Raw genomic sequence first — 26,203 nt, forward strand, 5'->3', positions numbered from 1 at the left:
GTATCCGATTGCCCCAACTGACAAGCCTTCGACCGTGGACTGCAGCCGAAGTTGCTGTCTCGTACGCTCGTTGATCGAGTGCAACAGATCGCGATTCTGTTGCTCGATTTCGACGTCGACGCGCGTTCGCAACAGATCGGCGGCGCGAGCTAGCTTGTCCGATAGATTGGCCTGACGCTCCTCCATGGTCGCACAGGTTCGTATCGCAGGCGCCATACGACGTGCCAGGAAGGACGACCATGTCGGATAGTCCGCGACGTCCTTGCCTTCAACAATCGACAGGCGCGATTGTACCAGCTCATTATATGCTCTGCTGGCACCGAAACGGGTCAGACTTCCGGCGACGTCCCGTTCGAAGGATACGGCTAACGCCGTCAGTTCCTCAAGTAGATGGTTGTTGACTTTTAGCCCTTCGGCACCCTGCATCTCCTCGAGCACTTCGACGAGACGGCGATCGATCCGATCGACCGAAGGCGCCAGCTCGAGCGCGGTCGACAGACCAAGCAGCGCCAGCGAGCGGTAGGTTTCGATTTCTAGAAGACGTTGCACCAGCGCGCCGAGATCGTGCGGCGTCAAGCCTAGATCGTAGACTAGAATTCTCGTGAAACCTTTGTCGTCAGCGCGAAAGTCCGAGGCCACAACGCCTGCTCCGCCTTTGACGCTCACCATCGCCAGGCTACTTTTGTCAAAAATCTGCTCGGCGCGCTCGGTCGGACAAGTCCCCCGCTCTGCCTCTAACTTGATCGCGGCGAGCAATTCTCCAGTCTGCGATAGTGCGCGGATTAGTGATTGAACGCTTCTACGGATGTCACCAAATTGACGAACGGCTGAACTGTTCGCGGTACTCCATATCCATGTGAAAGTCGCAAATTCCGAATGCTGCTCCCACCTTAGCACCACTGGCCCGAACCCGATCTGATGATGTTTCGCGGACGGCTCCGGCGGGGGTACCTTGTGCTCCCGACAGAAATCGACAAACCGGCGGCGATCACCTGCGGCATCGTCCCCCTTTGCTAGAAACACGAAGCGGACCATGCCGAGAGACGAAACGAGACCCGTAAACGGGCGCGCATGCACTTCGCCGAGCACAGCCTCCCGCTCAGGGTGCAGCTTGAACGACGCCAAATCCAATTGATTGACCATCGAGATCTCCAGAGTCCGTATCACCGCGGTCGGCACGACCGGCGCCAAAAACCGGGTGCGCCCGCGCGCAAGCGCCACCGGTGTTCGCCAGCAGTGAAGCCGTCACCACACGGTCGTTTTGGCAGATCGAGACTCAAATGCGCCTCCGTTGCGTAAGCCGCGGCATTTCGCATTTGTGCAGTGCAGGATTTGGGCCAGTGGAATACAGACGAACACGCGTGTGGCCTTTGCGGGCCAACGCAACGTCTGGCGACCGTGAATTACTGAGATCGCACGTTCAGCGTCGGGCAGCCACACGCGGGATGTTTTGGAGCTGTGTCACCCAAGCAATCGGTCGAAGAGCTGAACACGGTCACGACCATCTTGATGTCTTAAAGGTCACGCGGAATATGAGCGCCGTGCACCTACGCCGACCTAAGTATCTCTTCCATATGATGTTCGCAGAATTGCGTCAACCAGCGAGTTAGCGGCTTCGCCGACGACCATCGGCAAGCGCACTGCATCACCAGCAGAAACGCACAAATCCTGTGGTGTGCCAGCAGTCAACACCGGGATTACCAGGTGCCTCACTCACATCGCTCAACGCGCTGCGCTTCACGCGGATTTGTCGTATGGCGATACAGGACCGTAAACCTTGTCGACAAGCCTACCTCACCAGGAGGATAAAGTCAGCGAGATCTTGCTAAAGCCCGATTTCGGAGCGAGGCGATAGCTTCACTTGCCGAGAAACTCTGTGAACTTCAGCTCAAATCGACCCACTCCGGTAGGCTTTGTTGTGAACTTGACGGTCTTTTCCGCAAGACTCTCCAAGGTACCGGATGCGAACTTAAATGTCGTTTTACCGTACGCTTCGAGCCCCACGACTTTGCCGTCCTCCATGACAATGTCGCCGATGCCGTCCAGGAGCTGCTCAGCTGCAAAGCCGTCGGGCGAGCGATGAAGTCCGAAAGACGCCAAATAGGTTCCCTCCTCATTATCAGACTCAGCGACGGATATCATGGTCGCGATGGCGTCCTTGAATAGCCCATCCACACCGCGACACGTATACTGAAAGCTGACGATGTCGTGTTCATTGCGATCACCCACCGGCTCTCGAGCTGTGGCGACGATATTGCAGTCGTAGCGGCCGATTGTGTCCGCGAGCGCAGCTCCGCTCATCCCAATCAAGCCGAATGCGGAACATAGTATGGTGACAAGAAAGCGCTGTGTCATCTGGTTACCGCTTCTGGAACGAATTTTTACCGCTACGTACAACCTGACGCAACGTCCGATTCAAGCCCTCTTCGTGGAGGCTCATCCCCCTCGCATTCGCGCGTTGACGACCCGGCGGCTCGCATCTGGAGGTTATCGCGAACACGTCGATGGTCTCGACGCAAGATGGCTCGGACGCTAGATCCTCTTAGACCGGTCCTCGGACGGGGGTGCCAGAAGTCGCTTCAACCCCAGTTCGGCATACTGCTTGCTTCGTGAGGCACACAATCACCTGATCATAAGCAAGGAGGCGGCGTGAAACCGCGTATTCGGGCGGCTGCAGCAGCTGTCGCGCTGGCTCATAGTCTCGGACGCCTTGTCACCAGGGTGTACGAATACGAGACCAACGCCTACAGGATCAGCGTCTCCGTAAAGGACAATAGGGTTTGCGGTTATGACTACATCGGGCATTGTTATGTCAGTGGCGAGTTAGCGAACGTACACCACCACGGTGAGGGGTCGCATTTCACGCTCATGCCGAACGGCTCCGGCGCGTACAGCGGCTTTGATCACGACACGTCATCCTGCTTTTCGGTAAAAGTTATGCGTCGCGAAGCTCGCATATTCGACTACAAGGAAGATTCGTACTTCGCATACAGCGTTTGACGATGTGGGGCGGCACGCCTGATTTTTCTTGCGCCGGACATATGCCACATGGTCGTACGCTTGGTACTCAGTGCCAGATGGGTAGCCTACTGCGTGGCGCCTTCCTCGAAAAGGCGGCAGCTAACGAACGCGAACGCCACAACGGCATGGCTTGCAGCATATGCGCGCGCTGGCATGGCGAACGCCATCTCGAGGGCGTTGAGGAGCCCAGAAATCAGGGGCCCTGGTCACAGGGTAGCGCTCTTTGATGTGGCTGAAACGGACGGCTCCGGACCAACCACGTGCGAGGTCCTAAGAATGAGAGGAAAGCTAGCCGCCACTAAGGCATCGAAAGCAGAACACTCCTCGGACAAACGTTGTTCGAGATATTGTCGCTCACGCTCGCCTGGCCGATTTTCAAGTAGACGGCGATAGCGGTGAATGCGGTTACGATGACTGCGCATGGCGGCAAACTCCTCCTCGATCATCGTCGTCACACCTTTATCCTTGCGTACTTCGTTCGATGAAAAGAGAAAGGCTACTCGCGAGATACGTAGCGCCTGCGTTCGTTGCGCGTCGCTCGTCCGCTCGACGCAGGTAAGAACAGCTCAGCTGTACCTATCGTCACCCGCTGCCGAACAATCGCGGAACCAGCTTGAGCCGATAAAGCAGCAGACCTAAGCTTCACCGCTTTCGGCCCCAGGCGTGGAAAATGCGCGGCAACCCGACGGTTGTGTCGGGCCGAACGAGAAACGCTTCGAGTTCACTCTCGATGGCGCCGATCTCCTGGATGCTGGTGAGCCCCAGCTGCATCAGCGCATCGCGAATTGCCACGAAAGTCAGCAATGGGACTCGTTTGACGTCACCATTGCGCCCGCATGGCTGAGTCATTGAGGAGTGAACGTCAGAGAAGCCAGCCGCTTCCAAGAGACGGACGAGACTGCGGCCGATCAAGGGATCTCCGCCCCGCCTCCGCACCGCCGCAATGAAGAGTTCGCCCTTGCGCCGAAATGCAGCTGACGGTGGATCGCAGAACTCGCCGTCACAATCGATATCCTGTACGACGATCATGCCTCCAGGTCGGAGTGCCGCGTAAGCTTGTTTCAGCGCCTCTCCAGGATCGACGAGATGGGTGAGCACGAACCGCACGCTCACCAGGGACACGCCGCGTACTGGCCAATGACGTGCGACGTTTGAGCAGCAGAATTCGACATTGGGGATCCCGCGCCGCCTCGCCTCCCCCCGCGCCATGACGATTTTGTCCTCGTCGAAGTCCAAACCGATGACATGACCGGCTCGGCCAACCCTCTTTGCCAATTCGAAAGCTACATCGCCGCCGCCGCAGCCTGCATCGACGGCTATGCACCCCTCGAGCGGTTCAGATTGATCGAGCAGTAACCGTGTTGGCTCAGCCAGCACGCGGGCGATCACTGCAAGTCGCGCCCGCCCCGCTTCTCCACCCTTCAGCACGTAGGGGGCGAGATGTTCGGTCTTCATCTAGGTCCTATGCGGTTGAAATGGGTCTACTCTGATCGTGCGCGGATTCCCTCGGCCCTTCCCATTCGTCCGGAGGCCCGATCATTCTCTCGTCATAGCCGCCAGTCCCCGGAAGCACCTCGAGAGTGCGGGGAACTTCGCTTGCGGGAAATCGCCAAGCACGCCTCGGCGTTTTGACCTAGCCAAATTTGAACAGCACGCCGTAGCCACCTCGCGGATAGCTCCATTCAATATCGCCGTTCTCCTCGCAGATTATGCGGCAAGTTCCGCACTCGATGCAGCCATCGACGGTAATCTCAACTTGGCGCTGTTCGTTAAGGTCGTAGCAGCGTGCTGGGCAGGCCTTGAGCATTGACAAGAGCTGCGGCGATGGCTTGGTATGCGGCCGCACCTTGATGTGGGGTCGGCCGGTATCAACGAGATATCGGTTGTAGAATAGTTTGTCCTCGACACGCATGGATAGCTCGATCGACATCATTTGGTCTCCGTCGTTGGCATTGTCGTTTTCGTTCACCGCCACGCGCGCACGAGGTGAAAGGCGTCGCCGAACAGACCTCTCCGCGAACGCGCCTTGGTGAACGATTTGACTGCAAGTTTCTCTTTTTCGACCTTAGGCGTACCGTCGACACGCAGAAAGTTTTGCATAGCCTTGGAGACGAGCTGCGGATACGTCAGGAAGAAGTTTTGCGATCGGGTGTGCATCAACGCTGGCATATCCTTGTACTTTCTTAGATCCTTGATCACGAAGGATTCATCGAGCATCGTCTTGTATAGCCCTAGGTTCTGCGGGATCATCGGTTGATTCCGCGACTTGATCTGAAGGATGGCTTCCGCCGCAATCCGGCCGGAGGTCATCGCAAGATTAGATCCTTCGCGATGAATTGTGTTGTTAAGCTGCGCGGCGTCGCCGACCACGACCCACCCCTTGCCGTAGAGTTGCGGGATCGCCTTGAAGCCGCCCTCGGGGATCAGATGGGCGGAATATTCCTTCACCTCGGAACTTTCTATCAGCGGCGCGACTGAAGGATGCCGCTTAAAATGATCGAGCAGGCCATAGGGCGTCTCGCCGGTGCGCTGGAAGTCGGCGACCAGGCAGCCGATACCCAGCGAGATACACTCCTTGTTGGCATAGATGAATCCCATGCCGGTCATGCCACGAGAAATCGTGCCAACGGCTTCGATCACCGCGCCTTCGTCGCCCTTGAGATTGAAGCGCGCCTCAATTGTCTCTCGCGGCAGGAAGTGCATTTCTTTGACCGCGAGCGCGACCTTTTCGGGCTTCGGCCGCTCGCGCAGGCCCGCGCGTGTACCGAGCATGCCGTTGACGCCCTCCGCCAGCACGACGACGTCGGCATGGATCTCGCCGTCGCGACGATCGGTCCGCACGCCAATGACCTTGCCATGTGCATCTTGAGCAAGCTCCGTGACCGTCGTTTCGCATAGTACCGTGGCGCCCGCTTCGCGAACCTTTTGCGAGAACCATTTGTCGAACTGAGCGCGGATGATGGTGTAGCGATTCGGCTTCTCCTCGTTGAAGTCCTCGGAGCGGTAGTGCAAACCAGTGTGAGAGCGGTCGTCCATCATCCAGAAGCGCTGTTCGACCAAGTGTCGCTCAAGCGGAGCATCATCCCGGAAATCGGGGATCAGCTTTTCCAGCATGTCGGCATACAGAATCGCACCTTGCACGTTCTTCGAGCCAGAATACTCGCCGCGTTCGAGTTGCAGCACCTTCATGCCACGCTGCGCCATGGTAAGCGCTGCCGCATTGCCGGCCATGCCCGCGCCGACGACGATGGCATCGAATTTTTCTTCGATCATGATCGTGCTCCTTTAACCTGCAATCCGGCCGCGGGAATGCGGCGACAACCGTGCGCGGAAGGCGGCGGTGAGCGGCGGCAACAGATCGATGGCATCGGTAACTATCCCTATATGCGCAAAGTCGAAGATCGGAGCATTCTTGTCGGTGTTGATAGCGACGATAAGGTCGGAACCCTCGACGCCGACACGGTGCTGGATCGCGCCCGAAATGCCGGCCGCAACATAGAGTTTCGGCCGAATCGTCTTGCCGGTCTGGCCGATCTGGCGATCGGAGGTGACCCAGCCCTTCTGCACCAGCGGTCGCGAACTGCCGTATTCGGCCCCAAGTACTGTCGCGAGCTGGTGCACCAGTTGAAAATTCTCCGGTGATCCGAGCCCAAGGCCCCCCGCAACGACCACGTCGGCATAAGCGAGGTTCGATTTTGCTGAGTTGCGGTCCGGCAGGAAGGAGAGAACCTTTGTGACGATGTCGTGTTCGACGAGGCCGAGTGAATGGGTGATGATCCGGCCGACGGGGCGCGCGACGCGCTTTGGCATCGGCATTACACGGGGGCGGACCGTTGCCATCTGTGGGCGGTAGTTCAGCGTATAGATCGTGCAGAGCAAAGAGCCGCCGAAGGTCGGTCGCGTCGCAGCGAGCGATCCGTCGGCATCGACATCCAGCTCTGTGCAATCGGCGGTAAGTCCCGTAAGCAGCGTGGTTGCAACCGAGCCCGCGAGATCGCGGCCGAGCGTAGTGGCCCCTAAGAGCAGGATCTCCGGCTTGTAGGTGTTAACGACATCGGTCAGCGCCTTGGTGTAAGATTCGTTGCGGTAGTCGGCCAAAAGATTGTGTGCAACCATGTACACGAGGTTGGCGCCATAGCAGAAGGACTGAGCAGCCGCCTGCTGCGTCGCCTCGCCTTCCGGACCGATGATGACTGCGGCGAGATCGACCTTGAGCTTGTCGGCGAGCTTGCGGCCGGCCCCCATGAGCTCCCAGGACACGGGGTGCACAACTCCGCGTTCCTGCTCGACGAAGACCCAGACGTGCTTGTAGGCCTTAAAGCGCTCAGGCAACTCCTTCTTGGTCGCGGCGCGGCCAGAGGCGGCGGCCGGAGCGCGAGTTTTTGGCGTAGTGCTCATGGTATTGATTTCCTTGCTTTGCTAGCCGTGCGCCAGCGTCGCGAGATCGGCTTCCAGGTTCTGCTCGCGCTCGAAGGTCGCCGCTCTAATCGCTTCGGCCGGTGCTCGCCGAACTTCGATTAGTCCTACCTTGTTGCGCTGGGCCGGCCCAACGAGGCGTTTGGCGCAGGCTGCGAGCCGCGGAGGCCGCATTCCAGAGGCACAAATAGGTCTAGGCGGTTGGTCGTTCTCCTTCGAGGGATTATGGCGTTGCTCACAGGGTGCACTTGAATCTGCGCGGAAACGGGAACTTGCTCGATGCAGTCGACGATGTGCATGCGCTTCTCCAAGGCTTGGCTGCGAAATGGAGACAGCAAGTGTCGTACCAACTGTGCTCGCGATCGAATTTTAGCGTCAGTACAGAGGCTTACGGCAACTGCGGCATGACCTTCGTCTGACTGCGACAGCGCAGTCGACATGGCTGCCGCGACACGCGTCGGAATTCGAACAGAGGTGCTAGGTCCACCCTTTTGGTCGTCCCACAGGCCGACATCTGTCACGGGAAGGAATGTTAGCCCGACGTCGTAAATCGCATCTTCATGACCACAAAGCTCTCCGAGTAAATCCCGAATCTACGCTTCGTGGCTGGACGAGGACGAACAGGACCGAACCTTTAAAGCCGGGTAAAGTGAAGTGCTGTCACTTCAAGTCAAGTTGCACGAACGTTGGCGCCTTCTTCGACTGTGGTGCGACGGCGTCCTTCAGGACCTTGAATACGCGTTGATCGATAGGAGAGGAAGCAACGAAGTCCGCATATGCTCGTTCCAGCACCGACCTACACCGTTCCGCGACCGCTACATCGGTTGCAGCGCTCAAGTCTTCGCCGGCGAGATACTGTCCCATGCGCCGCAGGATGTGAAGCCTGGCCACGTTGAGGATTTTGGAATCGTACTTGACGCCGAGCAGGTCGAAGAACTCCTCGGCCGCGGCTGCCTTCTTTAATTGCGAAAGGATTCCGTCGGTCATTCGTCGTCTCCATCTGCCATGGTGCAATGTTGGGCACGGCCGGCCTGCTTCTCGTCCCGGTGAGGTTCGCATGCCGCCTTAACGACCCGTTCGATGCAGAGATGGCGGCTGTTCGGGACATGCTGGCCTCACATTCCGTCAAGCCGGGAGTGTTCACGGACCTCGCGCCAGATCGCCATCACAGTCTCGCGCGCGACCCCGCCCTTGTGCTCGACGGCATGCTTGCGAACGCGGGCAAGGATCGCCCGGCTCTCCTCGGCGCTGACCGAAAGCTGCAATTCCGACAGCAGCGCGGTGATAGCGGCGAGCCCTGAATGCTTACCAATCACAAAGCGATTAGAGCGCCCAAGCAGCCGCGGGTCGAGCGCTTGATAGCTGCGCTGGTCCTTCAAGAGGCCATCGACATGAATACCGGATTCGTGGGTAAAGACGTGCTCGCCGACGATCGCCTTGTTGAGCGGAACGACGCGGACGGCGGCGGCCGCGACAACAGCCGCGACATTTTTGAGTTCTGGTAACACGACGCCCGTGTCGCACCCATAGAGCTGCTTGAGCGCGACAGCGATCTCCTCTAGCGGCGCGTTGCCTGCGCGCTCGCCGAGGCCAATCACGGTGACAGAGGCGTGCGTTGCGCCGGCCTTGATTGCAGCGAGCGTGTTAGCGGTCGCGAGGCCCAGATCGTCGTGACCGTGGAATTCGATCTCGAGGTCGGTGGTGGCACGCAGCGCCGCCACCAACGCAAAGGCTGCATCGGGATCCAGCACGCTGAGCGTATCGGCGACGCGAAAGCGCCGGGCGCCGGCGCCTTTTGCGGTGGTGATCAGCTCAACCAGGAAGTTGACGTCGGCGCGCGAGGAGTCTTCCCCTCCAACCGTGACATCGAGCCCCCTATCTCGAGCATAGCCGACGACCCGCTTCACCTGCTCGAGCGCGGCGACCCGGCCGCCGCCGAGCTTGGCAGCTATCTGCACGTCGGAGCATGGGATCGAAACATTGACCATTGAGACGCCGGATTCGATTGCCGCATCGACATCGGAAGATTTCATCCGGCACCAGCCAATGATCGTGGCTGCCAGGCCGGCTTCGACAATAGCGCGGATCGCGCTAACTTCTTCATGGCCCATCGCCGGCGTACCGGCTTCGATCTCCGTGATCCCGGCCTTTGAGAGCGCGGACGCAATTGATACCTTTTCCGCTGTTGTAAAGGCCACGCCGGGAGCTTGCTCGCCGTCGCGTAACGTGGTGTCGTTCAGGACTATCTGCCTCATATGCGACTTGCCAGACAGATCTGTTCCACCGAAGGTCATGCGCGCGTTCCGCCTTTCCAGCTAAATCTGAGCAACAGTTATGCCAGCGCGATAAATGACGCAGACTGCTTAGATTAAGGCGCTTCTGCGCCGCGACTGAAATTGTCGCAAATACGACGATGCCGCAGATCTGACGTGTCAGGTGTCGACTAACCTACGGCGGATGTGGACGATGATGTCGATCCGGGAAATCTCGTGGTCCGGCACGGTCTCTGGCATCTGCGGGAGCACGAGCTTTTCGGGGATATCCATCAAAATGTCTTCGCCGACGAGATAGAAATGCGGATGTGTCCTGGTATCCGTGTCAAAGAATGTCCTTGAGCTGTCGGGCTTGATCCGGCGCAACAAGCCAACTTGCGTGAACCGGTTGAGCGTGTTGTATACGGTCGCAATCGAGAGTTTAATGTTGGCTGCGATCGCCTCGTTGAAGAGTATCTCGGCGGTGACGTGCCGGTCGCTCCTTGCGAAGAGTAACTGAGCCAACAGCACGCGCCGGCGCGTCGCGCACAGGCCTGCGTCACGCAAGCGTCGCATGCACACTGTAGCGGAATTTTCGGCAAAGCCGTCGCACGAGGCTTCGGAGAGCGCTGCTTCTGGGGCATCTGTGAGACAGTTGGCGGAGCGCGCGAGCATTGTCGATTACTCACGCCTGCGGATTATAAACGGCTTCGACATGACCGCCGCCCCCGCGCAAATGGTCGCGGCGGCGGCTCGCCATTCGGCTCTCGCCGCTCTCCTCACCGAAACAGAGGTAGAAGTCGTTGCATTGCGTACACACAGGCGTCGTGCACATCAAGAATCCTTCGTTTTCGCACAACGTGCGATAGAAGAAGCGCTTCCAGCGCATATTCTTGGTGTTCCGAATCGCCAGCGGCGCGAAATGGCGCGTCAGCAAGCGCGTCAACTCAGTCCGTTCACGTAATCCGAGGTCCTCCCATAAATGGTTCGGCTCCATCACACGCCGCGCGATCATGGCCGCCAACCAGCGACTGATCTTACCCTCGGTCGATCGCTGTCCGAGCAGGAGATCGCGGACCAAGATCTCCTCATCACAGGTCGAACCGGACTTTTCCATCGAGATGATGGCCCGCGCGGGCACGGATGGGAAACATTGCATCAGGAGTTCATTGAGCTCCTCCGCGGTCAGGCCCGTACGCTCGGAAAGCGGGCCGCCATCCATCACGGCGGCACAAAGAACTGAGGCGAGCACATGCCGGTCAAAATTGTCGTTATCCTTTATGTCGGCGTCTGCTGGATCGCAGCCAGTTAGGAGGCGGTAGAATTCAATTCCGGCATGCCGCCTGTCAGCAGGGGTCTTCCCCGACAGAGATGACATCGCATCGATTGGATCGGCTCGCGCTGCAATCACGGACAACTCCATCGGTTGGATCTTGTCAATTCTGATGCCGGCCCTTTGAAGGCCGGTACGACGGGCTATGCCGACAGCGCGGCGAGCTCGGAAGCAGTCTTGCCGACCTGACTTTCGTCGATCGGCTTCATGATGCCGTGCTCCATCAGCATGTCCTCAAGCTCGTCCATGCTGATTGGGGTTGGCATAATGCCATTGCCACGGTTGTTGTGGACCTTGGTCGCGAGATTGCGATAGTGGTCCGCCTGTTTGGACTCCGGCGCATATTCCAGCACCGTCATGCGGCGTAGCTCGGCGTGCTGGACGACATTGTCACGAGGCACAAAGTGGATCAGCTGGGTGCCGAGCTTCTTGGCGAGTGCTTCCGCCAGCTCTAGCTCCTTATCGGTCTGCCGCTCGTTGCAGATCAAGCCGCCGAGCCGCACGCCGCCTGAATTGGCATACTTCAGAATGCCCTTGGAGATGTTGTTGGCGGCGTACATCGCCATCATCTCGCCGGACATGACGATGTAGATCTCCTGCGCTTTGTTCTCGCGTATCGGCATCGCAAAGCCGCCGCAGACGACGTCGCCGAGCACATCGTATGACACGTAATCGATGTCCTCGTAGGCGCCGTTCTCTTCGAGGAAGTTGATCGAGGTAATGACGCCACGGCCGGCGCACCCGACACCCGGCTCCGGACCACCGGATTCGACGCAGCGAATATCCTTGTAGCCGACCTTCAAGACATCCTCGATCTCGAGGTCCTCGACGCTGCCGGCGCTCGCCGCGAGACTCAAGATCGTATCCTGTGCCTTGGCGTGCAGGATCAGACGGGTTGAGTCCGCCTTCGGGTCGCAGCCAACGATCAGGATCTTGTGACCCATCTCGGCCAGTGCCGCGAGCGTATTTTGCGACGTCGTCGACTTGCCGATACCACCCTTGCCGTAAAACGCAATTTGTCTCAGTGAAGACATGTTGCTCTCCATCAACCGATTGCCAATTTGTCGCGCGGGACCTACGCGAGTTTGTTTCTTTCTCAGAAACGTGGGCACACGGGCGTCGGGAAGGAGAACATCGCTCGCCATAAGCGCCGGCGTGGCCTCAGCCCTCACTCGCAGTTGCTGCATTTAAGTAGCAACTGGCGTGCCATTCGCCCCGCGTGCGTTAAGCGTTTGCCGATGCTTGGAAATAATCGACAGACCTCCGACCGGCACGGTGCTTTTGTTGTTCTGTCAGAAACAGGACAAGGATCCCAGCGGGCCGATGCTTATGGCGTACAAGCTATGCCCGACACCCGCGGGAAATCAGGTTCTTTGGGCCAGACTGGGATGCCCCGAATGATAGCGTCGCCATTGGCTTACCGCGGCCGGCGTCAGAAGCATCGGATCAAGGCGCCGTGCACGCCCGCTGTTCGAGCGAAAGCAGAGCAGCTCGGACGAGCCAGGCCTGACCTGCGCCCGAACTTCTCGCGTCGAGAGCGGACGGCTAGGTCCGCGATTGAAAGCGTTCGCTTCTCTCACTGATCGGTAAGTTACGCTCCGAGATCCGCACGACCTACCGATTCCGCTGAATGATTCACGCCTACAAAGCGACGAAAATCACAGATCCCCGGCATAGGCTTCAAAGCTGTGTGTATGGACAGCTGCCGCACAACCGCACAATACCGCAAGTACTTGGCAACTGCTGCTGATCAGTATCAGAAGTACACTCCATTCACGTAATTCTGTCCACCTCTATCGCAAGACAACCGGGTGGGATGAGTGCAGATTCGTTCATTCAGCGCCTGAACTTCTTCCGCGCGAGTGCAACGAGACATCCTTATCCGCGCCATCGCCGATGCTATGCATCGGCGTCCCTGTGGCCCGAGACGGCCGATGGCACCTTCTCCCGCAAGCGGAACGCAAGGAGCCGCTAACTCCGCGTGAGCACGATGACGAGCCGGTCGACGCGGCGGCCGTTCTTGAGGTGCGACTCGACGATCTCGTCAATATCTTCAGGAGTCTTCGGACGATACCAGATGCCGTCAGGATAGACGACCATCAGAGGACCGGAGCTGCAAAAGCCGAGACAGTCAGCTGCGGTGAAGCCGATATCGGTCAGCCCTCTCGCCTCGATCGCTTTGCTGAGTCGTTCCCACAACGGTCGAGCGCCCGCCGTCCCGCAGCTGCCGTGCGGATGGTCAGGTGGGCGCTGAGTGTGGCAGGCAAAAACGTGATGCCGGTAGAGCTGCGGGACTTCGAACTCGTTCATGCTGTCGCTCATGTTTATGTTACCGCAATGCGTTGATCGTCAAGAGTGGTGAGCTCACCCGCGCTGGAACTCTCGGCAGCGATGTCCCAATCTCGGGAAATCGTGCTTTGATACAAAGCTGCAGGATGATCGGCCATTCGAAATATGGCTTGATGCCACCTCCAGAACTGAAGTGCTTAATGCCTTGTTCGGTTAGATCGCTCATTGTGTCTTTCTTATAATTGGCTCATTTCGGCGCGGCGATTTGGAGCACGAGTGTGTCGATCAATGTTCAGGCTAACGCGGCATAGATCATCCGATACTGTTGGATGCGGCTCTTGCCTGCACAAGCTTTAGACGATCGGTGCCCACAGTCGTGTCCGGCGCCGCGCAGATTGGTCACGATCACATGCGACCCTCGGAAGCACTTCGCAGATCAAGGCCTCAATTGCCGGTCCGGCCATCACCATATCGCTCACTCCGCTGTTCACGAACACTTTCATGCAAGCACTAAACCAACTGTGGTGAGGGGCCATTGGAGGGGTTTCTCGACGCGCGATGCCAATCTGATGTCTGCCCTTGGACAATGCTGCGAAGGAACTGTCGCGGAGACAACAAGAGCATGTCGATTGCCGACATCATCTTCCGTTACGGCGTCGACCAATCCCTGGCCGCAGCCATCGTGGGCAACGAAGGCGATCGATTCTCCAGCCTGGATCTCAAAGATCACGTCATAGCGGCCACACCGCCGGCACGCGGACAGCGTTGATTACTTGATCTACGCGTCTTCGAGTACCACGGTCACGACGATCGTAAATGGCGGCCTTTCACCGGCCGCATCGCCATTTGCACGTCTTTTCTGCTGCATCTCCGCTGTTCAGTAGATCGCCGCGCCCGCGCCTATATTGATTGAGGCATCTTTCATGGTCTCGACAATGAATTCGATCTGGCTATCAGTGAGATGCGTGTGAAATGGCAGTGTCACAGCGCGATCGGCACTCTTTTCCGTCACCGGCAGATCGCCGCGGCGATAGCCGAGATCGAAATAGTGCCGTTGCAGGTGCAGGGGACAGCTGTAGGCCGCAGCTTCGACCTGCTCCACGCATAGATCCTCGACGATAGCGTCGCGGCTGGAGCGCGTGAAACGCGTCCCGAGATGGACAACGTAGAGAAACCAGTTCACTTCGGTCACATCGGGCTCGACATAGGGCGGCTTGATGCCTTCAAACGACTGCATGTGTGTCGTGTAAAGCTGTTCGATCAAGCGGCGCCGCTCCAGGATCTCATCGATACGACTTAGCTGCGTAAGCCCCACCGCAGCGGAGAGATCGCTCATCCCGGCCTGATATGGTGCAGCCGAGCCGACGGTAACGGACGCACGCTCATCCATCCGATGCGAACGGTGACGACGTAGCGCCACTGCAAGGTCGATATCATTGGTCACCACCATGCCGCCCTCGCCGCAGGTCAGAAGCGAGGGCTGGGCGAAGTCAAACACGGCGACATCGCCAAAGGTGCCGACCAGTTGGCCTTTATAACGAGAGCCGATGGCCTCAGTGGACTCTTCTAGCAGCAGCAGATTGTGCCTTCTCGCGATAGCGCGCAGCTCCGACCAGGCTGCAGGATGGCCATTAATGTTGCCGGCGAGAATGGCGCGGGTTTTTGGCGTGATGCGCTCCTCGACTTTGTTCGGTGCGAGCGTCCCGGACCAATAGTCGATGTCGGCAAATACCGGCCGCGCACCCGCCAGGCTGATGGCGTGGGCAGCTTCACGATAGGAATAGGACGAGGCGATCACTTCGTCGCCAGCGGCAATGCCGCAGGCCTTCAGAGAAAGTAGAAGGCCGATGGTGCCGCTTGCTACCGCAACAGCATAATTCCGCCCGAGATAGGCGGCAAATGCCGCCTCGAATTGTTCGGTGAGCGGGCCGTTAGAGAGCCGCGGCGAGCGCAACACGCGATCTACTGCCGCGATTTCGGCCGGGGTAATGTCAGGGTCCGACAATGGAATCAAGGATACCAATCTTGTTGGCCCCAGCTCTTCGTCGGCCTTTGCAACCCAGCCATTGGCTAGGGTTGGTCGGGTCACGGCTCGACCGTCCGCTTGGCCAGCACAATGCCGGTCGCTCGTGTCGGATCGTCCGTGATCCGCGCACAACGATCAGCGCTATCGAGCAAATGCAGGTCGAATAGCCCGGCACTGCGAAAGGGTTTTTCGGTGAAGTCGGAGGAGTCGCAGCGGACCCAATCGAGATGCGGGTACCTCTTTCGCAACGTCGCAGAGGCTCGAGCAGCATCATCGAATGACGCGAGCGTCTGCTCGATGTCCGCAATTTCGTCTGCTCCCAACGCCATCGAACGGGTCCTTATTGCCAAAACACGCGTTCCGGATCGGCGTTCAAGAGATCGGTAAGCGATGCCAGGCGCTGGTGCGTCGAGTGCAGTTTCCAGACGCAATGCTTGTGATCCTTTCGGAACAGCTGCCAGCTGGCGCTTGCCCCGTCGTGGTGCAGCATGGCCACGTCAATTATGCCGCCCTGAATGTCGATGTTGCGTGAGCAGCATGGACTTTCAATCAAGTAGCCGCCGGCAACGCCGATGATGTTCGCCGAGACATAACGATAGCGTTCTCTCGACTTAAGCGCGCGCTCGATTCGCCTGCGATCGATGTCGTTAGGGTGCGTGGGTCGCTCTGGATTTATGCCTAAGGCGGCGTGCATCGCGTCGATTTCCTAGATCAGCCCGATTTCTTTTTCGAGGCAGCCGACCACCAACCGCTCACCGAACTCAACGAGATAGATCGGCAGGTTTGCTTCCGTGTGCCGCCCGACTTGGACAATCTCGCCGATGTCACCGAGGCTGACCAGGACTCCTTGCGCTGGAGCATTGGGGAAGGACCCATCATTGATCAGGTCGAACATCGCCTTGACGCGTTGGCCGCGCTGATATTTTGCCGGGCTGGCTTCAATCATCGTGATTTTGCCTCCCGCAACGGCGGGTCCTCGACTTCGTCGCGTGGGATGACAGGATCGAGCTCCTTGCGCTTCATGCCGACCCGGTTTCCACTTTCGATGAATTCGACGCCGTAAATGTAAAACCGTTGCAGGAAAGTGCCGATCGATACGACGTAGCCGACCTCGTCCTTTTTGGCCAGGATGTCGCCGATCTCTTTGCCGGCATAGGTGCCGTCATTGCGGATGGTGCGGTTGGCCCGCACCTTCTCTCCAAAGTCGAAGAAAGGTGGCGCAGTCAGCTCGATGATGTCATCGTCAGAAACAATATTGTTCATGCCGGAGTTCCCTTGTTCTTGTCCCGGCTACAGGGCAAGTCGCGAGCGCGCGACCTCGCGCACCAGGCTATATGGATCATCGACAAGGCCTATGAGTTCGGAAGGCAGAATCCGGCTTGCTACTTCATGCCGGATACGCCAATCCGGGTCGTGGCGCAGAAGCGACAATAACTGCGCCGACAGGCGTTGAGCGACCTCCAACCGCACCAATGCGTCACGGTCATCGACCATGCTGAGCAACCATTCCTCTGGGAGGCGTCGCGCCACGGCACGACGGACCTCTGCTTCATCGTCGTGGGTCATTCCGCGGAGTAGCAAGGGCGTGATCCGCCGCGCAACGACAAGGCGCACGTAGTAATATTCATCCGAGGCCATCGGCAGCAGTTCGTCACCTTCAAGCAGTGTCGCGACCCACATCCTAACTTCGTGATGAGGGTCGTTGCGCACTTGCAGAGCGAAGCGCTTGGGCAGACGACGGACGGCGCTCCAACGCACGGTTTCATCGTGATCGTGGAGCAACGGCGGCAGCAGAAAGACGCTGGCGTATCTCGCCGCGATCGCGCGTACCTCAAAATGCGGGTGAGCGAGGTAGGCGTCGGCGAGACTCGGATTCCGATCGAAGAAACGGTCGATACGTCGGGCATAGCGGTCGTTGACGCAAGCATGCTTGAGTTGACAGCAGCCAGTGCGATTCAGAGCGATATGCCCGCAGCCGGCGCAATCGATCTGATCGCCCTGCCAATTTCTTGCCACGTCGATGTCGTCACTCATCTTCCTGCCCCATACGTTCGAGCACACGCTGGAGAACCTTGGCGCCGATCTTGTCGGTGGGATCGAGCTCCAGAAGCTTTTGAACGGCTATCCGCCCTTCCTCGGTTTGACCGAGGCGCATCTGCAAATAAGCGTATCCTTTCAGCGAAAATAGAAAGAAGCGCGGAAGAATATCGTCATATCGACCGAACTGCGCATCATGGGCGTGGACAAGGCGCCAGTCGGACGAGAGATTGTTCATCTCGGCCGCCTTGATTATGCACCGCTTGGCGACCTGGAGCGCCTCGGCGAGCTGCGCCTTGTAGAAATGGAAGCGAAAGAGCCCGATCAACACTGCCGCGTGGCCCGGGGCGAGCGCCTCGGCCTCTCGCAGATGGCCTTCGGCGACTTCATCAACGTGATAGGAGAGGCTCGCTTGCCATAGGTGGTGCTCGGCCTCGCTGGGCAGCCCATGTCCAAGCAAGGTGCTGGTGAGGAGCGCCTCGTTGATCTCGGATTGTGGGCTGAACAGAGCATCTGGCATCGCGGGTCGCCTATTGCAATCAATGGTGCGGGCGGGAGACCTGCTTACGATCTTCCAACACGAGACCTATACGCTTCGGCATATCGACGAAATCGATGGTCACACCGTCGTTCGGCAGCGGACCCTCCGTGCGCTCGACCGGGCCATCCGGGACCCGCGGCTTTTCGGGCGGGCTGACACCGCAGGCAATCCCGGAACATCCGCTCGGGCTAATCGCAAGGCAAAGGTCGCAGCCGGCGGACCCGCCGGCTTGGAGCATCATTCGGATGGCTCGCCGCACCACTCGTATATTCCCAAAGTTCATGTCCTGTCTTTCGCTCAAGCGCGCGCCTGGTAGCGCGCAAGTGAGGTGTCGACGACGCAGGTGTCGTCGACGGGGCAGACCGCCACGCATTGCGGTTCGTCAAAATGGCCGATGCATTCGGTACATTTTTTGGGATCAATCATGAATGTTCCATTCTTCTCCGCGATCGCGACGTTCGGACATTCCGGCTCGCACGCCGAACAGCTCGTGCACTGAGAGGCGATGATCTTGAACGGCATTGCTTCTGCCCTCTCTCATGCCGCGGAAATCAATGCGCCCTGGCGGATCGCAGCATCGCCGCGTTCCACATGTTTGATGGCACCACTGTTAACCCTGCCGAGATAGGCCTTGAACCAGGACAGCGTCGACCTATCGATAAGCTCATGCGCGTATTGATCGACTGGCTCAACGCCGGCCTTGATCAGGCCGGCTCTGGGACAGCCGCCAATCTTGGCGATGAACACCGCGTGGCAATCATTAATGGCGCGTATGATGGTCTCGAGCTTTCCATCCTCGGCATAGCCACCCTGACAATACAGATCAACGCGGCGATGGCCTATGAATTTGGTGCCGCCGCTAGAGAGCTCGTAGATCTGAAATTCCTTAGCGTGACCAAAGTGCTCGTTTATCAGGCCCGAGCCTTTGCTTGCGACCGCCACCAACATCTTAATGTCGCCGAATCGATCTTGGATCTGCGCAACGTCCGCGCGCATGACTTCTGCTCTGGCTGCGCGAACTTTCTCAACTTTGTCTTGATAAGCGTTGCGACTCTCGACATCGTATTTGACATTCATAGCCATGATCTTTTCGGTGGTGAACTCGGTACTGCGGTCTTCGCCGAGAAGCCCGACAGCATCAGCACGGCACTGTCGGCAGTGGCGCATCATGCGCATCTCACCCTCGCAGCTATCTTGCAGCGCCTTCAATTCGAGCGCCGTCGGGCTGCGCTGGCCGTTTAGACCGAACACGGTTCCGTGCTTGGGAGAAGAGATCAACGGCATGATGTTGTGCAGGAAGGCACCGCGCGACTTCACGGCCTTATTGACCTCGACGAGGTGTTGATCGTTGATCCCAGGGATCATGACCGAGTTGATCTTGCAGAGGATGCCGCGCCCAGTGAGCATCTCCAGGCCCTGGAGCTGGCGATCGGTGAGGATCTCTGCCGCTTCGACGCCGGTGTAGCGTTTGTGCTTGTAGAAGATCCAGGAATAGATCTTTGCGCCGATCTCGGGGGCAATCATATTGATTGTGATCGTGACGTGGTCGACATTGAGTCCGGCGATGGTGTCGATGTGATCGGGTACCGCAAGTCCATTGGTTGACAGGCACAGCTTGAGATCCGGTGCGGCCTTGTGGACAAGCTCGAGCGTCTTGAAAGTTTTTTCCGGGTTAGCGAGTGGGTCGCCGGGACCGGCGATCCCGAGCACGGTCATCTGTGGAATGGTAGAGGCGACAGTCATTACCTTCCTGGCGGCCTGCTCGGGCGTGAGCCTCTCGCTGACCACACCCGGACGCGATTCATTGGCACAATCATATTTGCGGTTGCAGTAGTTGCACTGGATGTTACAGGCTGGCGCGACCGCAACATGCATGCGCGCGTAGTGATGATGCGCGTCCTCGCTGTAGCAGGGGTGCTTTCTCACCTTCTCCCATGTCTCGGCTGGCAAATCGCCGCGGCCTTTCGGCGAGCCGCATCTAGCTGTGCCGCTTCGGTTACCGGTGCCGCAGCCCTTGTGTTCGGCAAACGCCTGCGTGATCTTGCCGATCTCGATGGCACCGCGCGATGCTTCCCGTTGCGATGGGGCATCCATCTGTCAGTTTCTCCATTAAGGTGTGAAACGCTTCCCAGGTACGGGTCTCAGCAACCGGCGTGCCACGGCAGCGGCAGGCGTCTTTCATGTCTGCGTTCAATGAGTTAACGCATCGAGTGCCGTATTGCCGCCGCCCTGTGTTGGAAAGCTGACATGCGTTGTGATTGAAACGGCACGCAGCGGTGCGAGAAGCGATGTTGATTGAAATATCGCCGCTCATTGTACTTTTGTCGGAAGGATAGCTGGTCAGATGGCTTCGAGACGCCGTGAGGGGTACTTGCGCGACTTGCTGGCCACCTAACCATGCGAGAAGCGTCCGCTAGTCCGCCAAAATGATCTGAATGGCGCGTGCAAGCGGAATTGCGAGTGGCGTCAGGCCCTGGTCAACCAGAAAGCGGCGCTCATTCTTGGAAAGCACGTCAGGTTCGACGACCGCATAGTGGACCGCGGACGAGCGCTTTAACGCCTGACGCGCATAGGTGCGCAGGAGCTGGTCGTTGAAGCGGCAGCCCAAAAACAGGAAGCTGCGGCCAGTGCGGCGAGCCTTCACCTCGTCGGGAATCGGCGTCTGTATGTCGATTTCGGTAAGCACCTCAACATAGTCGGCGTCGGAGACCAGGAAATTCCTAGCCGGAGCGACGCCACCGTGCGGCTTATAGAGGATCGTTGTCCAATTTTTTGCCAGAGAGCAATCGACTTCGGTGCCTGCGGCGTCGTAGAAGCGGTACCAGCGATCTTCACTGAGGCCGGCGCGGGTGATTCCCTGGATCTCGCCCCAATTGCTACGGCCGGCCAACGCATTTCGCATCGCGCCATCGTACCAGCTGTCAACGATCAGCGGCAGCGGCAGCGCTGCAAGATGCCGCTGTAGCTGCGTTGGCCCGATCGGCGCACTAAAGGCGTCCGCCATCATCGCTGTCACGGTGGTGCGGTGCCTCGTGGTTTCGATATACTGTGCGGAGGCCGAGGCGTTCCCTCTCGCGCGCTTTGGCAACGCCACCTTTGTACCGAAGAATGCCGCCAGTTCCTCCAGATTCATCGGCGCACTCGCGTTCGACAACTCAGCTAAGCCGGGCCCAAGATAGGGAACGACATTGCCGCTGCGAAGCCCCTCGGCGACCTTGCCGAGCATGGCTTCGGCAACCGGCCGAATAGCGAATTCGATCCGCGAAGCCGGCGCGTTCACGTCTCTTCCCTGTCGCCGCCACGCTTCTTGGCGTTGATCGTCACCGGCAAGGTTGTGTCGTTCGTCATCGGCGGCAGATCGAGCACCCAGCCGTTGGCTATTCTGATCCATCCGCCCCACAGCGTCTCGTGCTCGAATTCAACGATCGGTTCTTCAAGATCCTTCTTGGGCACGTAAATCGACAGACCGGTTTCAGGTGAACGCCGAATAATAACTTTCATGGTATAGGCTCATTGCATCAAGAGGTCGATTTTGCCCGCTTTGGTCACGTAGGTGGCCGCCCCTCTTAGTTTCGCGATGATACTCCGCAGCACGAAAAGGACATGATCAATCTCCTCGCTAGTGGTCTCGCGGGACAGCGAGAAGCGGATCGCGCCGCGTAACGAGGCTAATGGTACATTCATCGCGCGAAGCACATGCGACGGCTCCATGGAGCCCGATGCACAGGCCGATCCGAGGGAGACAGCAACGCCAGCGCTATTCAGATGATGGATAATTGCTTCACCTTCGAGATGCTCGAATGCGATATTGGACGTGTTAGGTAGGCGGCTCTCGTTGTCGCCGAGCACAGCGCAATTGCCAAACTTCAGAACGCCATGCTCCAGCCGGTCGCGCAGCGCGGCTATTTTGCCCGCCTCGCGTTCGAGCTCCAAGGCAGCAAGTTCCGCAGCTTTACCCAGCCCAATGATCCCGGGCACGTTCTCGGTGCCGGAACGTCGGCGGCGCTCTTGCGGTCCTCCGAAGATCAGCCGCCTGAACTTGGTGTCCTTGCGCACATAGAGCGCGCCAACGCCCTTCGGACCATGCAGCTTGTGGCCGGAGAGCGACAGCATGTCGATCTCCGTGGTCTTTACGTCGATCGGAATTCGTCCCACGGCTTGTACCGCATCAGTGTGGAACAGTGCGCCGACCGAGCGCGCCATTTTGGCGAGGAGCTCGACCGGAAAGATCGTTCCGGTCTCATTATTGGCCCACATGACGGAGACAATCGCGGTGCGCGCGGATAACGCGCGGCGATAGGCACCAATGTCGAGCCGTCCGGAGCGGTCGACAGGAATTAGATGACATTTGTTGCCGCGACGACCGAGCTCGTCTGCGAGGGACAGCACGGCCGGATGCTCTACACTCGTCGTGACGAGTTCGTCGCGTCGCTCCTGCACGGCAAGCGCCGAGAGGATCGCTGTATTATCTGATTCGGTACCGCCCGAGGTGAAGACGACTTCATGATCAAGGGCAGCACCGATCAGCGCCTGCACGCACCTGCGCGCCTCTCTGATGCTTTCCGCGACTTCTCTGCCTACCGCATGCGTGGACGAGGCATTGCCGAATCGCTCCGAGAAAAACGGCAGCATCGCCGCGACGACGGACGGATCCGTGCGAGTCGTCGCGTTGTTATCGAGGTAGATCGGCTGCACCGTACGCCTTCTTTAGTGTCGGGCTTTGGCGGGGCCCGCGACCGGGATCAGGCGGACGAACTCGCCCAGCCGTTCGATGAGGCGCGTCTGGATGCCTTCTAGCGTCGCACTCGCGAGCTTGCAGTAGACGCAGGCGCCGGTGAGCTGAACCATGATTTTGTTACCATCGATCCCAACAAGCTCGCAATCTCCGCCATCACGCTTCAAATTTGGTCGGATTTCGTCGAGCACAACGCGAACGATTTGCTCCCGTTCGGAAGGTTCATCGGCTGCCGATTGTCTCGTTCGTTCGGTCTCGACAAGCATCTTCTGATATCTCTGTCGTTTCTTGGTTTACCGGCCCTAGCTGAATGACTTGCCACAGGAGCAGCTCGAATTTGCGTTGGGATTCTCAAAGGTGAAGCCGGACCCTTCCAGCGCCGTCACAAAGTCAATCGTAGTTCCGGCAAGATGCTCGTGACTATTGTTGTCGACAAACACCTTAATGCCGCCTCGCTCGATCACGGTCTCATCGGGCTTCGGCTCTTCGGCAAGTCCCATCGTGTATTTGAACCCGGCGCAGCCGCCCTCTTCGACCATGATCCGCACGCCCCTCGTCCCCTGCGCTCCCGCAGAGATCGCGCTCTTCATGGCATTCTCCGCGCTCTTCGTCAGATTAATCATCGCTATCACTCACCATCAGCACCGGTTCGGGATACTTTTGGCAAGTCCCATGCCAACGATCACACTCCTGACAATGCTCGGCTTTTGCTATTGTCGTCTGTTTGCGTTGCAAGGCATGTCGGGCTTGCGACACGAGGCTTTGCGACCTGGGAGGACCCGAGCGAGACACCGTCGTGGCCGGCGCCTCATCTCTGCCTAAGCCGCACAAACGAAGCGGAGCCTTTGACTTTCGCCGCATACGTGGGCAGACGGCAAAAAATTTGCATAGGGGGGCAAAGTTGAGTTCACACGGTGCGACATCCGCGCCAGCACATCAGACGAGGAGGACTTCATGACATTGATCGACAACACCGTTCTTGGCCGGCTTGATAAGGAAGGCCGTTTGCTTAATGCGGTGCTGAAGGGTGACACCAAGACGCCCGGCCGATTCGGCTTCCGCGGCGATATCGCGCTAAGGTTCCAGGCTCAGGTCGCCGACGAAAAGCGTCCACCCGAGTATTCGATCGAGCAGGTACTAACGGTCGCGGACGAGGGAGAGACCACGATCCCGGTACTGGCCGGCTACCTTCATTCCCTTGCCTATCTTGCCGATGTCGCAAAGGTGCTGGATGGCGCATTAAGCCCGAAGGGCAGCTACTTCATGTTTTGCAACAACATTGATCTATTGGCGAAATACCGCACCAAGATCGGCGACATCACATTTTGCGTTCTGCCATGTGACGAGTCGACGGTGTGGAAGGAGATGATGGATCTCGCCGGCGTCGATAAAAACGACATCAAGAAACTCGATACTGCCGGCAAGCTCGACTATCTGCTCGATGCCGCCAAGACCGTCGACGCCTCTTATGCCGAACTCTCCTACGAGGAAGTCCTCGCCAAAATGAAGCCAGTGAAGAACCGCAACGAAAATCGCCCTGTCTGACGTTATCGCGCCAGATCTCTAAGCCGTTGGCGTGACGGGCGCGCAAGGCGCCCCGGGTAGCAGATGGCGTAATTTCGGTTCATCACTGAAGACGGCTGGCTGGAGAGCGGGCTGACTACTACGATGCCCATTACCGTCAAGGTTTTGGCGCGCCAATGAATCCCCGCCGCGAAGAAGCAGGAGCGAAGACAGGTGAAGCTCCAGCGCGCCTGCCGTTGGAGGGAGTAGATTCCAGTTGGTGGCCTCGGCAGACGCGCCCGACTTCGTGCTGTGATCCAAGGCAGATTCCCAGATGGCGGATCTGCGCGAACGTGCTTCGCTTCAAGTAAATTATCTCGGGGTCTGGTTGTAGCACCCCGCGCGGGGGAGTCAGGCGCACGGTCTGGCGCAGCTTAGGGATTACAGAGACATATGTGGGTTGCCGAACAGGAGACAGAATTGAGATGACCACGCTGGTCAAGAAAACCAACGACGGCCGCAAGCTCGAAGTCGTCGGGCTCGCAATCATGCTTGGGGGCAAGCTCGAAGCCAACGAACTCATCCAGGTCGCGAACCATCCTTACCGTCAAGCGATCCTGGCCGTAGTGCCCGAAGCTACCCATATGGCTGGTCGCGTCCCGCTGACACGCGAGGAAGCGGAGATCGTTCTTGCAGCTTTCAAAAAGGCCGAGACCGATATGCTCGCCAATCCGGCAGCCATCCACGAGCGGTTTCGGATTGCCGCGATGATGAAGGCATGTGAACAGGGGATCGAGTAGCCGGGGTGAGGGGCCATAACTTGCTTGTCGTACCCCCGAGGTTGGCATCAAGTATTCCACGCGCCGAGCTCTCCTCCGCATGCCAAATCGCTCGGGCACAGCCGCGATGACTTCGGAGAAATGACAGGACTAACTACGTCGTCGACTCGCTGATCCTAACGTCCGCGCCAGGAGGAACAATGCTACTCGCACTCTTGTTGCATGCTCCGGCGCTAACAGCTGCAGAAACCTGACCTTTTCCGCTTGCTGCTCGCAATGGCTCCGCTCAAGCAGCCGGAGCGTGGGTCTGGCAGTTGGTCGGACACACCCGGGCGCAGGCGCCGCAACCGATGCACGCACCGTCATCGCTTAGCACCATGACCTTTTTCTCGATCTCGTCATCGTCGTCTTCGAGGTCGATTATCTCGCCGTCCTCGTTGAGGCCCTTCAGCATCATGACTTCGCGGCCGCACACCTTGTAGCAGCGGCCACAGCCGATGCACTTCTTGGGATCGATGCATACCAAAAATTCCGGCCGCCAGTCGCGACCATCTCGTGTTGCAAATGACATGGTCAGGATCCGTATGTTTTTTCCTTCGCCTTGAGATCCTCGCGCTTACGCTCGAGCTCGTCGAAGGCATCGTGGACCTTTTGGGCAACACTCGGGATCGAGGTCCAGTTGACCGGCAGCTCCTCCGCCAGATCGTGGAGATCCATCTTTGCCCGGGTCGCCTTGGCCGAGAGCTTTTTGATCTCGGCCTTAAGTTCTTCAAGATCGTTCATTCGTTACCTCAGTAATTCGCAACTTCCGGGAACCTGCGGACCATCTCAACTGCGCTGTCGACGTATCTGTCACCTTCCGCGACGAGCTTTGAGAGACTATCAAAACCGAAGCGATGAACGTCGCGCAGCTGTTTATTTACGACAATGAGCCGGCCACCGATCAGCACGATGCGGCCAAAGCCTTCATGGTGCATTTTCAGCATCGGCGAGATCATCACGCCGGTCGCCCTCTCGATGGACACTGCAACGGCGTTGAAGAACAATTCCAACCGCCAGATCGTGTCCGGATCGGGATCGCCAACGATCGGCAAGGCACGGCGCTTTTCCCTATCGAGAACATAAGGCTCGAGCAGCTCGAGATCTTTCTTACCCTCCCAAGCGCCGTGGCCGTCCTCGGCGCGCCAAATCTTGACGAGCTCTCTCACAAAGGGCGCCTCCCCCGCGGGATCAGGCTCGCTCAATTCAGCCGCCTCTGTCATAGTCGCTTC

General features: G+C 58.5%; 35 protein-coding genes. 4 read left to right on the forward strand and 31 right to left on the reverse strand.

Annotation, left to right across the window (positions count from 1 at the left end):
- Both SO156_RS37050 and SO156_RS37055 read right to left on the reverse strand, forming a co-directional pair.
- Positions 1-1,143: DUF3422 family protein (locus tag SO156_RS37050; protein ID WP_498538227.1), on the reverse strand; the 1,143-nt coding region annotated here is incomplete at its 3' end.
- 714 nt (positions 1,144-1,857) lie between these two features.
- Entirely contained in the window at positions 1,858-2,355 is a 498-nt protein-coding gene (locus tag SO156_RS37055) for a hypothetical protein (protein WP_498538228.1), read from the reverse strand.
- 294 nt (positions 2,356-2,649) lie between these two features.
- On the opposite strand from SO156_RS37055, the gene SO156_RS37060 reads away from it, so the two are divergent.
- Positions 2,650-3,000: a hypothetical protein gene (locus tag SO156_RS37060; RefSeq protein ID WP_498538229.1), complete on the forward strand. Its 351-nt coding sequence runs from the start codon at positions 2,650-2,652 to the stop codon at positions 2,998-3,000.
- Between the two features lie 227 nt (positions 3,001-3,227).
- On the opposite strand, the gene SO156_RS37065 is transcribed toward SO156_RS37060, so the two are convergent.
- The 12 genes from SO156_RS37065 to SO156_RS37120 all read right to left on the reverse strand — a co-directional run bounded on the left by SO156_RS37065 (position 3,228) and on the right by SO156_RS37120 (position 13,344).
- Complete coding sequence (locus SO156_RS37065; RefSeq protein ID WP_498538230.1) at positions 3,228-3,476, reverse strand: hypothetical protein; 249 nt, start codon at positions 3,474-3,476, stop codon at positions 3,228-3,230.
- Positions 3,477-3,663: 187 nt separating this feature from the next.
- Positions 3,664-4,476, reverse strand: coding sequence for a class I SAM-dependent methyltransferase (locus SO156_RS37070; protein WP_498538231.1), 813 nt, complete (start codon positions 4,474-4,476; stop codon positions 3,664-3,666).
- Positions 4,477-4,654: 178 nt separating this feature from the next.
- Complete coding sequence (locus SO156_RS37075) at positions 4,655-4,951, reverse strand: ferredoxin family protein (RefSeq protein ID WP_498538270.1); 297 nt, start codon at positions 4,949-4,951, stop codon at positions 4,655-4,657.
- 35 nt (positions 4,952-4,986) lie between these two features.
- The gene (locus SO156_RS37080; RefSeq protein WP_498538232.1) at positions 4,987-6,294 is read right to left on the reverse strand and encodes an FAD-dependent monooxygenase; all 1,308 of its coding nucleotides are present in this window, start codon (positions 6,292-6,294) and stop codon (positions 4,987-4,989) included.
- Positions 6,295-6,306: 12 nt separating this feature from the next.
- Positions 6,307-7,419: an electron transfer flavoprotein subunit alpha/FixB family protein gene (locus tag SO156_RS37085; RefSeq protein WP_498538233.1), complete on the reverse strand. Its 1,113-nt coding sequence runs from the start codon at positions 7,417-7,419 to the stop codon at positions 6,307-6,309.
- A gap of 21 nt (positions 7,420-7,440) precedes the next feature.
- Positions 7,441-7,611: a hypothetical protein gene (locus tag SO156_RS37090; protein WP_498538234.1), complete on the reverse strand. Its 171-nt coding sequence runs from the start codon at positions 7,609-7,611 to the stop codon at positions 7,441-7,443.
- A 486-nt stretch (positions 7,612-8,097) separates the two neighbouring features.
- Positions 8,098-8,424, reverse strand: coding sequence for a nitrogenase stabilizing/protective protein NifW (gene nifW, locus SO156_RS37095; protein WP_498538235.1), 327 nt, complete (start codon positions 8,422-8,424; stop codon positions 8,098-8,100).
- Positions 8,425-8,552: 128 nt separating this feature from the next.
- A complete protein-coding gene (nifV, locus tag SO156_RS37100; protein WP_498538236.1) occupies positions 8,553-9,692 on the reverse strand; it encodes a homocitrate synthase in 1,140 nt (379 codons plus the stop codon).
- Between the two features lie 177 nt (positions 9,693-9,869).
- Entirely contained in the window at positions 9,870-10,364 is a 495-nt protein-coding gene (locus SO156_RS37105) for a Fur family transcriptional regulator (RefSeq protein ID WP_498538237.1), read from the reverse strand.
- Between the two features lie 10 nt (positions 10,365-10,374).
- Complete coding sequence (locus SO156_RS37110; RefSeq protein ID WP_498538238.1) at positions 10,375-11,112, reverse strand: nitrogen fixation protein NifQ; 738 nt, start codon at positions 11,110-11,112, stop codon at positions 10,375-10,377.
- Positions 11,113-11,165: 53 nt separating this feature from the next.
- Positions 11,166-12,056, reverse strand: coding sequence for a nitrogenase iron protein (gene nifH, locus SO156_RS37115; protein ID WP_498538239.1), 891 nt, complete (start codon positions 12,054-12,056; stop codon positions 11,166-11,168).
- 937 nt (positions 12,057-12,993) lie between these two features.
- Positions 12,994-13,344, reverse strand: coding sequence for a (2Fe-2S) ferredoxin domain-containing protein (locus SO156_RS37120; RefSeq protein WP_498538240.1), 351 nt, complete (start codon positions 13,342-13,344; stop codon positions 12,994-12,996).
- A 589-nt stretch (positions 13,345-13,933) separates the two neighbouring features.
- Between SO156_RS37120 and SO156_RS37125 the strand changes: the two genes are divergently transcribed.
- Positions 13,934-14,080 (forward strand): hypothetical protein, encoded by a 147-nt coding sequence (locus SO156_RS37125; protein WP_498538241.1) that lies wholly within the window; start codon positions 13,934-13,936, stop codon positions 14,078-14,080.
- Positions 14,081-14,188: 108 nt separating this feature from the next.
- Here the strand turns inward: SO156_RS37125 and SO156_RS37130 are convergent, their stop codons facing one another.
- From SO156_RS37130 to SO156_RS37195, 14 genes are all read right to left on the reverse strand, one after another.
- Positions 14,189-15,349, reverse strand: a complete 1,161-nt coding sequence (locus tag SO156_RS37130) for a DegT/DnrJ/EryC1/StrS family aminotransferase (protein WP_498538271.1) — start codon at positions 15,347-15,349, stop codon at positions 14,189-14,191.
- Positions 15,350-15,396: 47 nt separating this feature from the next.
- Positions 15,397-15,666 (reverse strand): DUF6129 family protein, encoded by a 270-nt coding sequence (locus SO156_RS37135; protein WP_498538242.1) that lies wholly within the window; start codon positions 15,664-15,666, stop codon positions 15,397-15,399.
- Between the two features lie 11 nt (positions 15,667-15,677).
- Positions 15,678-16,031 (reverse strand): DUF3024 domain-containing protein, encoded by a 354-nt coding sequence (locus SO156_RS37140; RefSeq protein ID WP_498538243.1) that lies wholly within the window; start codon positions 16,029-16,031, stop codon positions 15,678-15,680.
- A gap of 12 nt (positions 16,032-16,043) precedes the next feature.
- On the reverse strand, positions 16,044-16,283 hold the full coding sequence (locus SO156_RS37145) for a nitrogen fixation protein NifZ (protein WP_498538244.1): 240 nt from the start codon (positions 16,281-16,283) through the stop codon (positions 16,044-16,046).
- Complete coding sequence (locus SO156_RS37150) at positions 16,280-16,600, reverse strand: nitrogen fixation protein NifZ (RefSeq protein WP_498538245.1); 321 nt, start codon at positions 16,598-16,600, stop codon at positions 16,280-16,282. The genes SO156_RS37145 and SO156_RS37150 overlap by 4 nt, the downstream gene beginning before the upstream one ends.
- Before the next feature lie 27 nt (positions 16,601-16,627).
- On the reverse strand, positions 16,628-17,371 hold the full coding sequence (locus SO156_RS37155) for a 4Fe4S-binding leucine-rich repeat protein (RefSeq protein ID WP_498538246.1): 744 nt from the start codon (positions 17,369-17,371) through the stop codon (positions 16,628-16,630).
- Positions 17,364-17,894, reverse strand: coding sequence for a hypothetical protein (locus tag SO156_RS37160; RefSeq protein ID WP_498538247.1), 531 nt, complete (start codon positions 17,892-17,894; stop codon positions 17,364-17,366). The genes SO156_RS37155 and SO156_RS37160 overlap by 8 nt, the downstream gene beginning before the upstream one ends.
- A 318-nt stretch (positions 17,895-18,212) precedes the next feature.
- Positions 18,213-18,437, reverse strand: a complete 225-nt coding sequence (locus SO156_RS37165; RefSeq protein ID WP_498538248.1) for a 4Fe-4S binding protein — start codon at positions 18,435-18,437, stop codon at positions 18,213-18,215.
- A 15-nt stretch (positions 18,438-18,452) separates the two neighbouring features.
- A complete protein-coding gene (gene nifB, locus SO156_RS37170) occupies positions 18,453-20,009 on the reverse strand; it encodes a nitrogenase cofactor biosynthesis protein NifB (RefSeq protein WP_498538249.1) in 1,557 nt (518 codons plus the stop codon).
- Positions 20,010-20,328: 319 nt separating this feature from the next.
- Positions 20,329-21,195 carry an SIR2 family NAD-dependent protein deacylase gene (locus tag SO156_RS37175; protein ID WP_498538272.1) on the reverse strand — a complete coding sequence of 289 codons (867 nt, stop codon included), beginning with the start codon at positions 21,193-21,195 and terminating at the stop codon, positions 20,329-20,331.
- On the reverse strand, positions 21,192-21,416 hold the full coding sequence (gene nifT / locus SO156_RS37180; protein WP_449383991.1) for a putative nitrogen fixation protein NifT: 225 nt from the start codon (positions 21,414-21,416) through the stop codon (positions 21,192-21,194). The genes SO156_RS37175 and nifT overlap by 4 nt, the downstream gene beginning before the upstream one ends.
- A 9-nt stretch (positions 21,417-21,425) precedes the next feature.
- Entirely contained in the window at positions 21,426-22,610 is a 1,185-nt protein-coding gene (gene nifS / locus SO156_RS37185) for a cysteine desulfurase NifS (protein WP_498538250.1), read from the reverse strand.
- Positions 22,611-22,622: 12 nt separating this feature from the next.
- The gene (locus tag SO156_RS37190) at positions 22,623-22,916 is read right to left on the reverse strand and encodes a NifU family protein (RefSeq protein WP_498538251.1); all 294 of its coding nucleotides are present in this window, start codon (positions 22,914-22,916) and stop codon (positions 22,623-22,625) included.
- 36 nt (positions 22,917-22,952) lie between these two features.
- Positions 22,953-23,273 carry a HesB/IscA family protein gene (locus tag SO156_RS37195; RefSeq protein WP_498538252.1) on the reverse strand — a complete coding sequence of 107 codons (321 nt, stop codon included), beginning with the start codon at positions 23,271-23,273 and terminating at the stop codon, positions 22,953-22,955.
- A 331-nt stretch (positions 23,274-23,604) separates the two neighbouring features.
- On the opposite strand from SO156_RS37195, the gene SO156_RS37200 reads away from it, so the two are divergent.
- A complete protein-coding gene (locus tag SO156_RS37200) occupies positions 23,605-24,195 on the forward strand; it encodes a hypothetical protein (RefSeq protein WP_498538253.1) in 591 nt (196 codons plus the stop codon).
- Between the two features lie 443 nt (positions 24,196-24,638).
- A complete protein-coding gene (locus tag SO156_RS37205; protein WP_498538254.1) occupies positions 24,639-24,953 on the forward strand; it encodes a hypothetical protein in 315 nt (104 codons plus the stop codon).
- 265 nt (positions 24,954-25,218) lie between these two features.
- Here SO156_RS37205 and fdxB read toward each other — a convergent pair whose 3' ends face one another.
- The 3 genes from fdxB to SO156_RS37220 are packed head-to-tail and all read right to left on the reverse strand — an operon-like array spanning position 25,219 to position 26,194.
- On the reverse strand, positions 25,219-25,503 hold the full coding sequence (gene fdxB / locus SO156_RS37210; protein ID WP_498538255.1) for a ferredoxin III, nif-specific: 285 nt from the start codon (positions 25,501-25,503) through the stop codon (positions 25,219-25,221).
- 2 nt (positions 25,504-25,505) lie between these two features.
- Positions 25,506-25,715: a CCE_0567 family metalloprotein gene (locus SO156_RS37215; RefSeq protein WP_498538256.1), complete on the reverse strand. Its 210-nt coding sequence runs from the start codon at positions 25,713-25,715 to the stop codon at positions 25,506-25,508.
- Positions 25,716-25,723: 8 nt separating this feature from the next.
- Positions 25,724-26,194, reverse strand: coding sequence for a NifX-associated nitrogen fixation protein (locus tag SO156_RS37220; protein ID WP_498538257.1), 471 nt, complete (start codon positions 26,192-26,194; stop codon positions 25,724-25,726).
- Positions 26,195-26,203 lie beyond the last annotated feature (9 nt).

This window comes from Bradyrhizobium sp. UFLA05-125 (assembly GCF_059803515.1).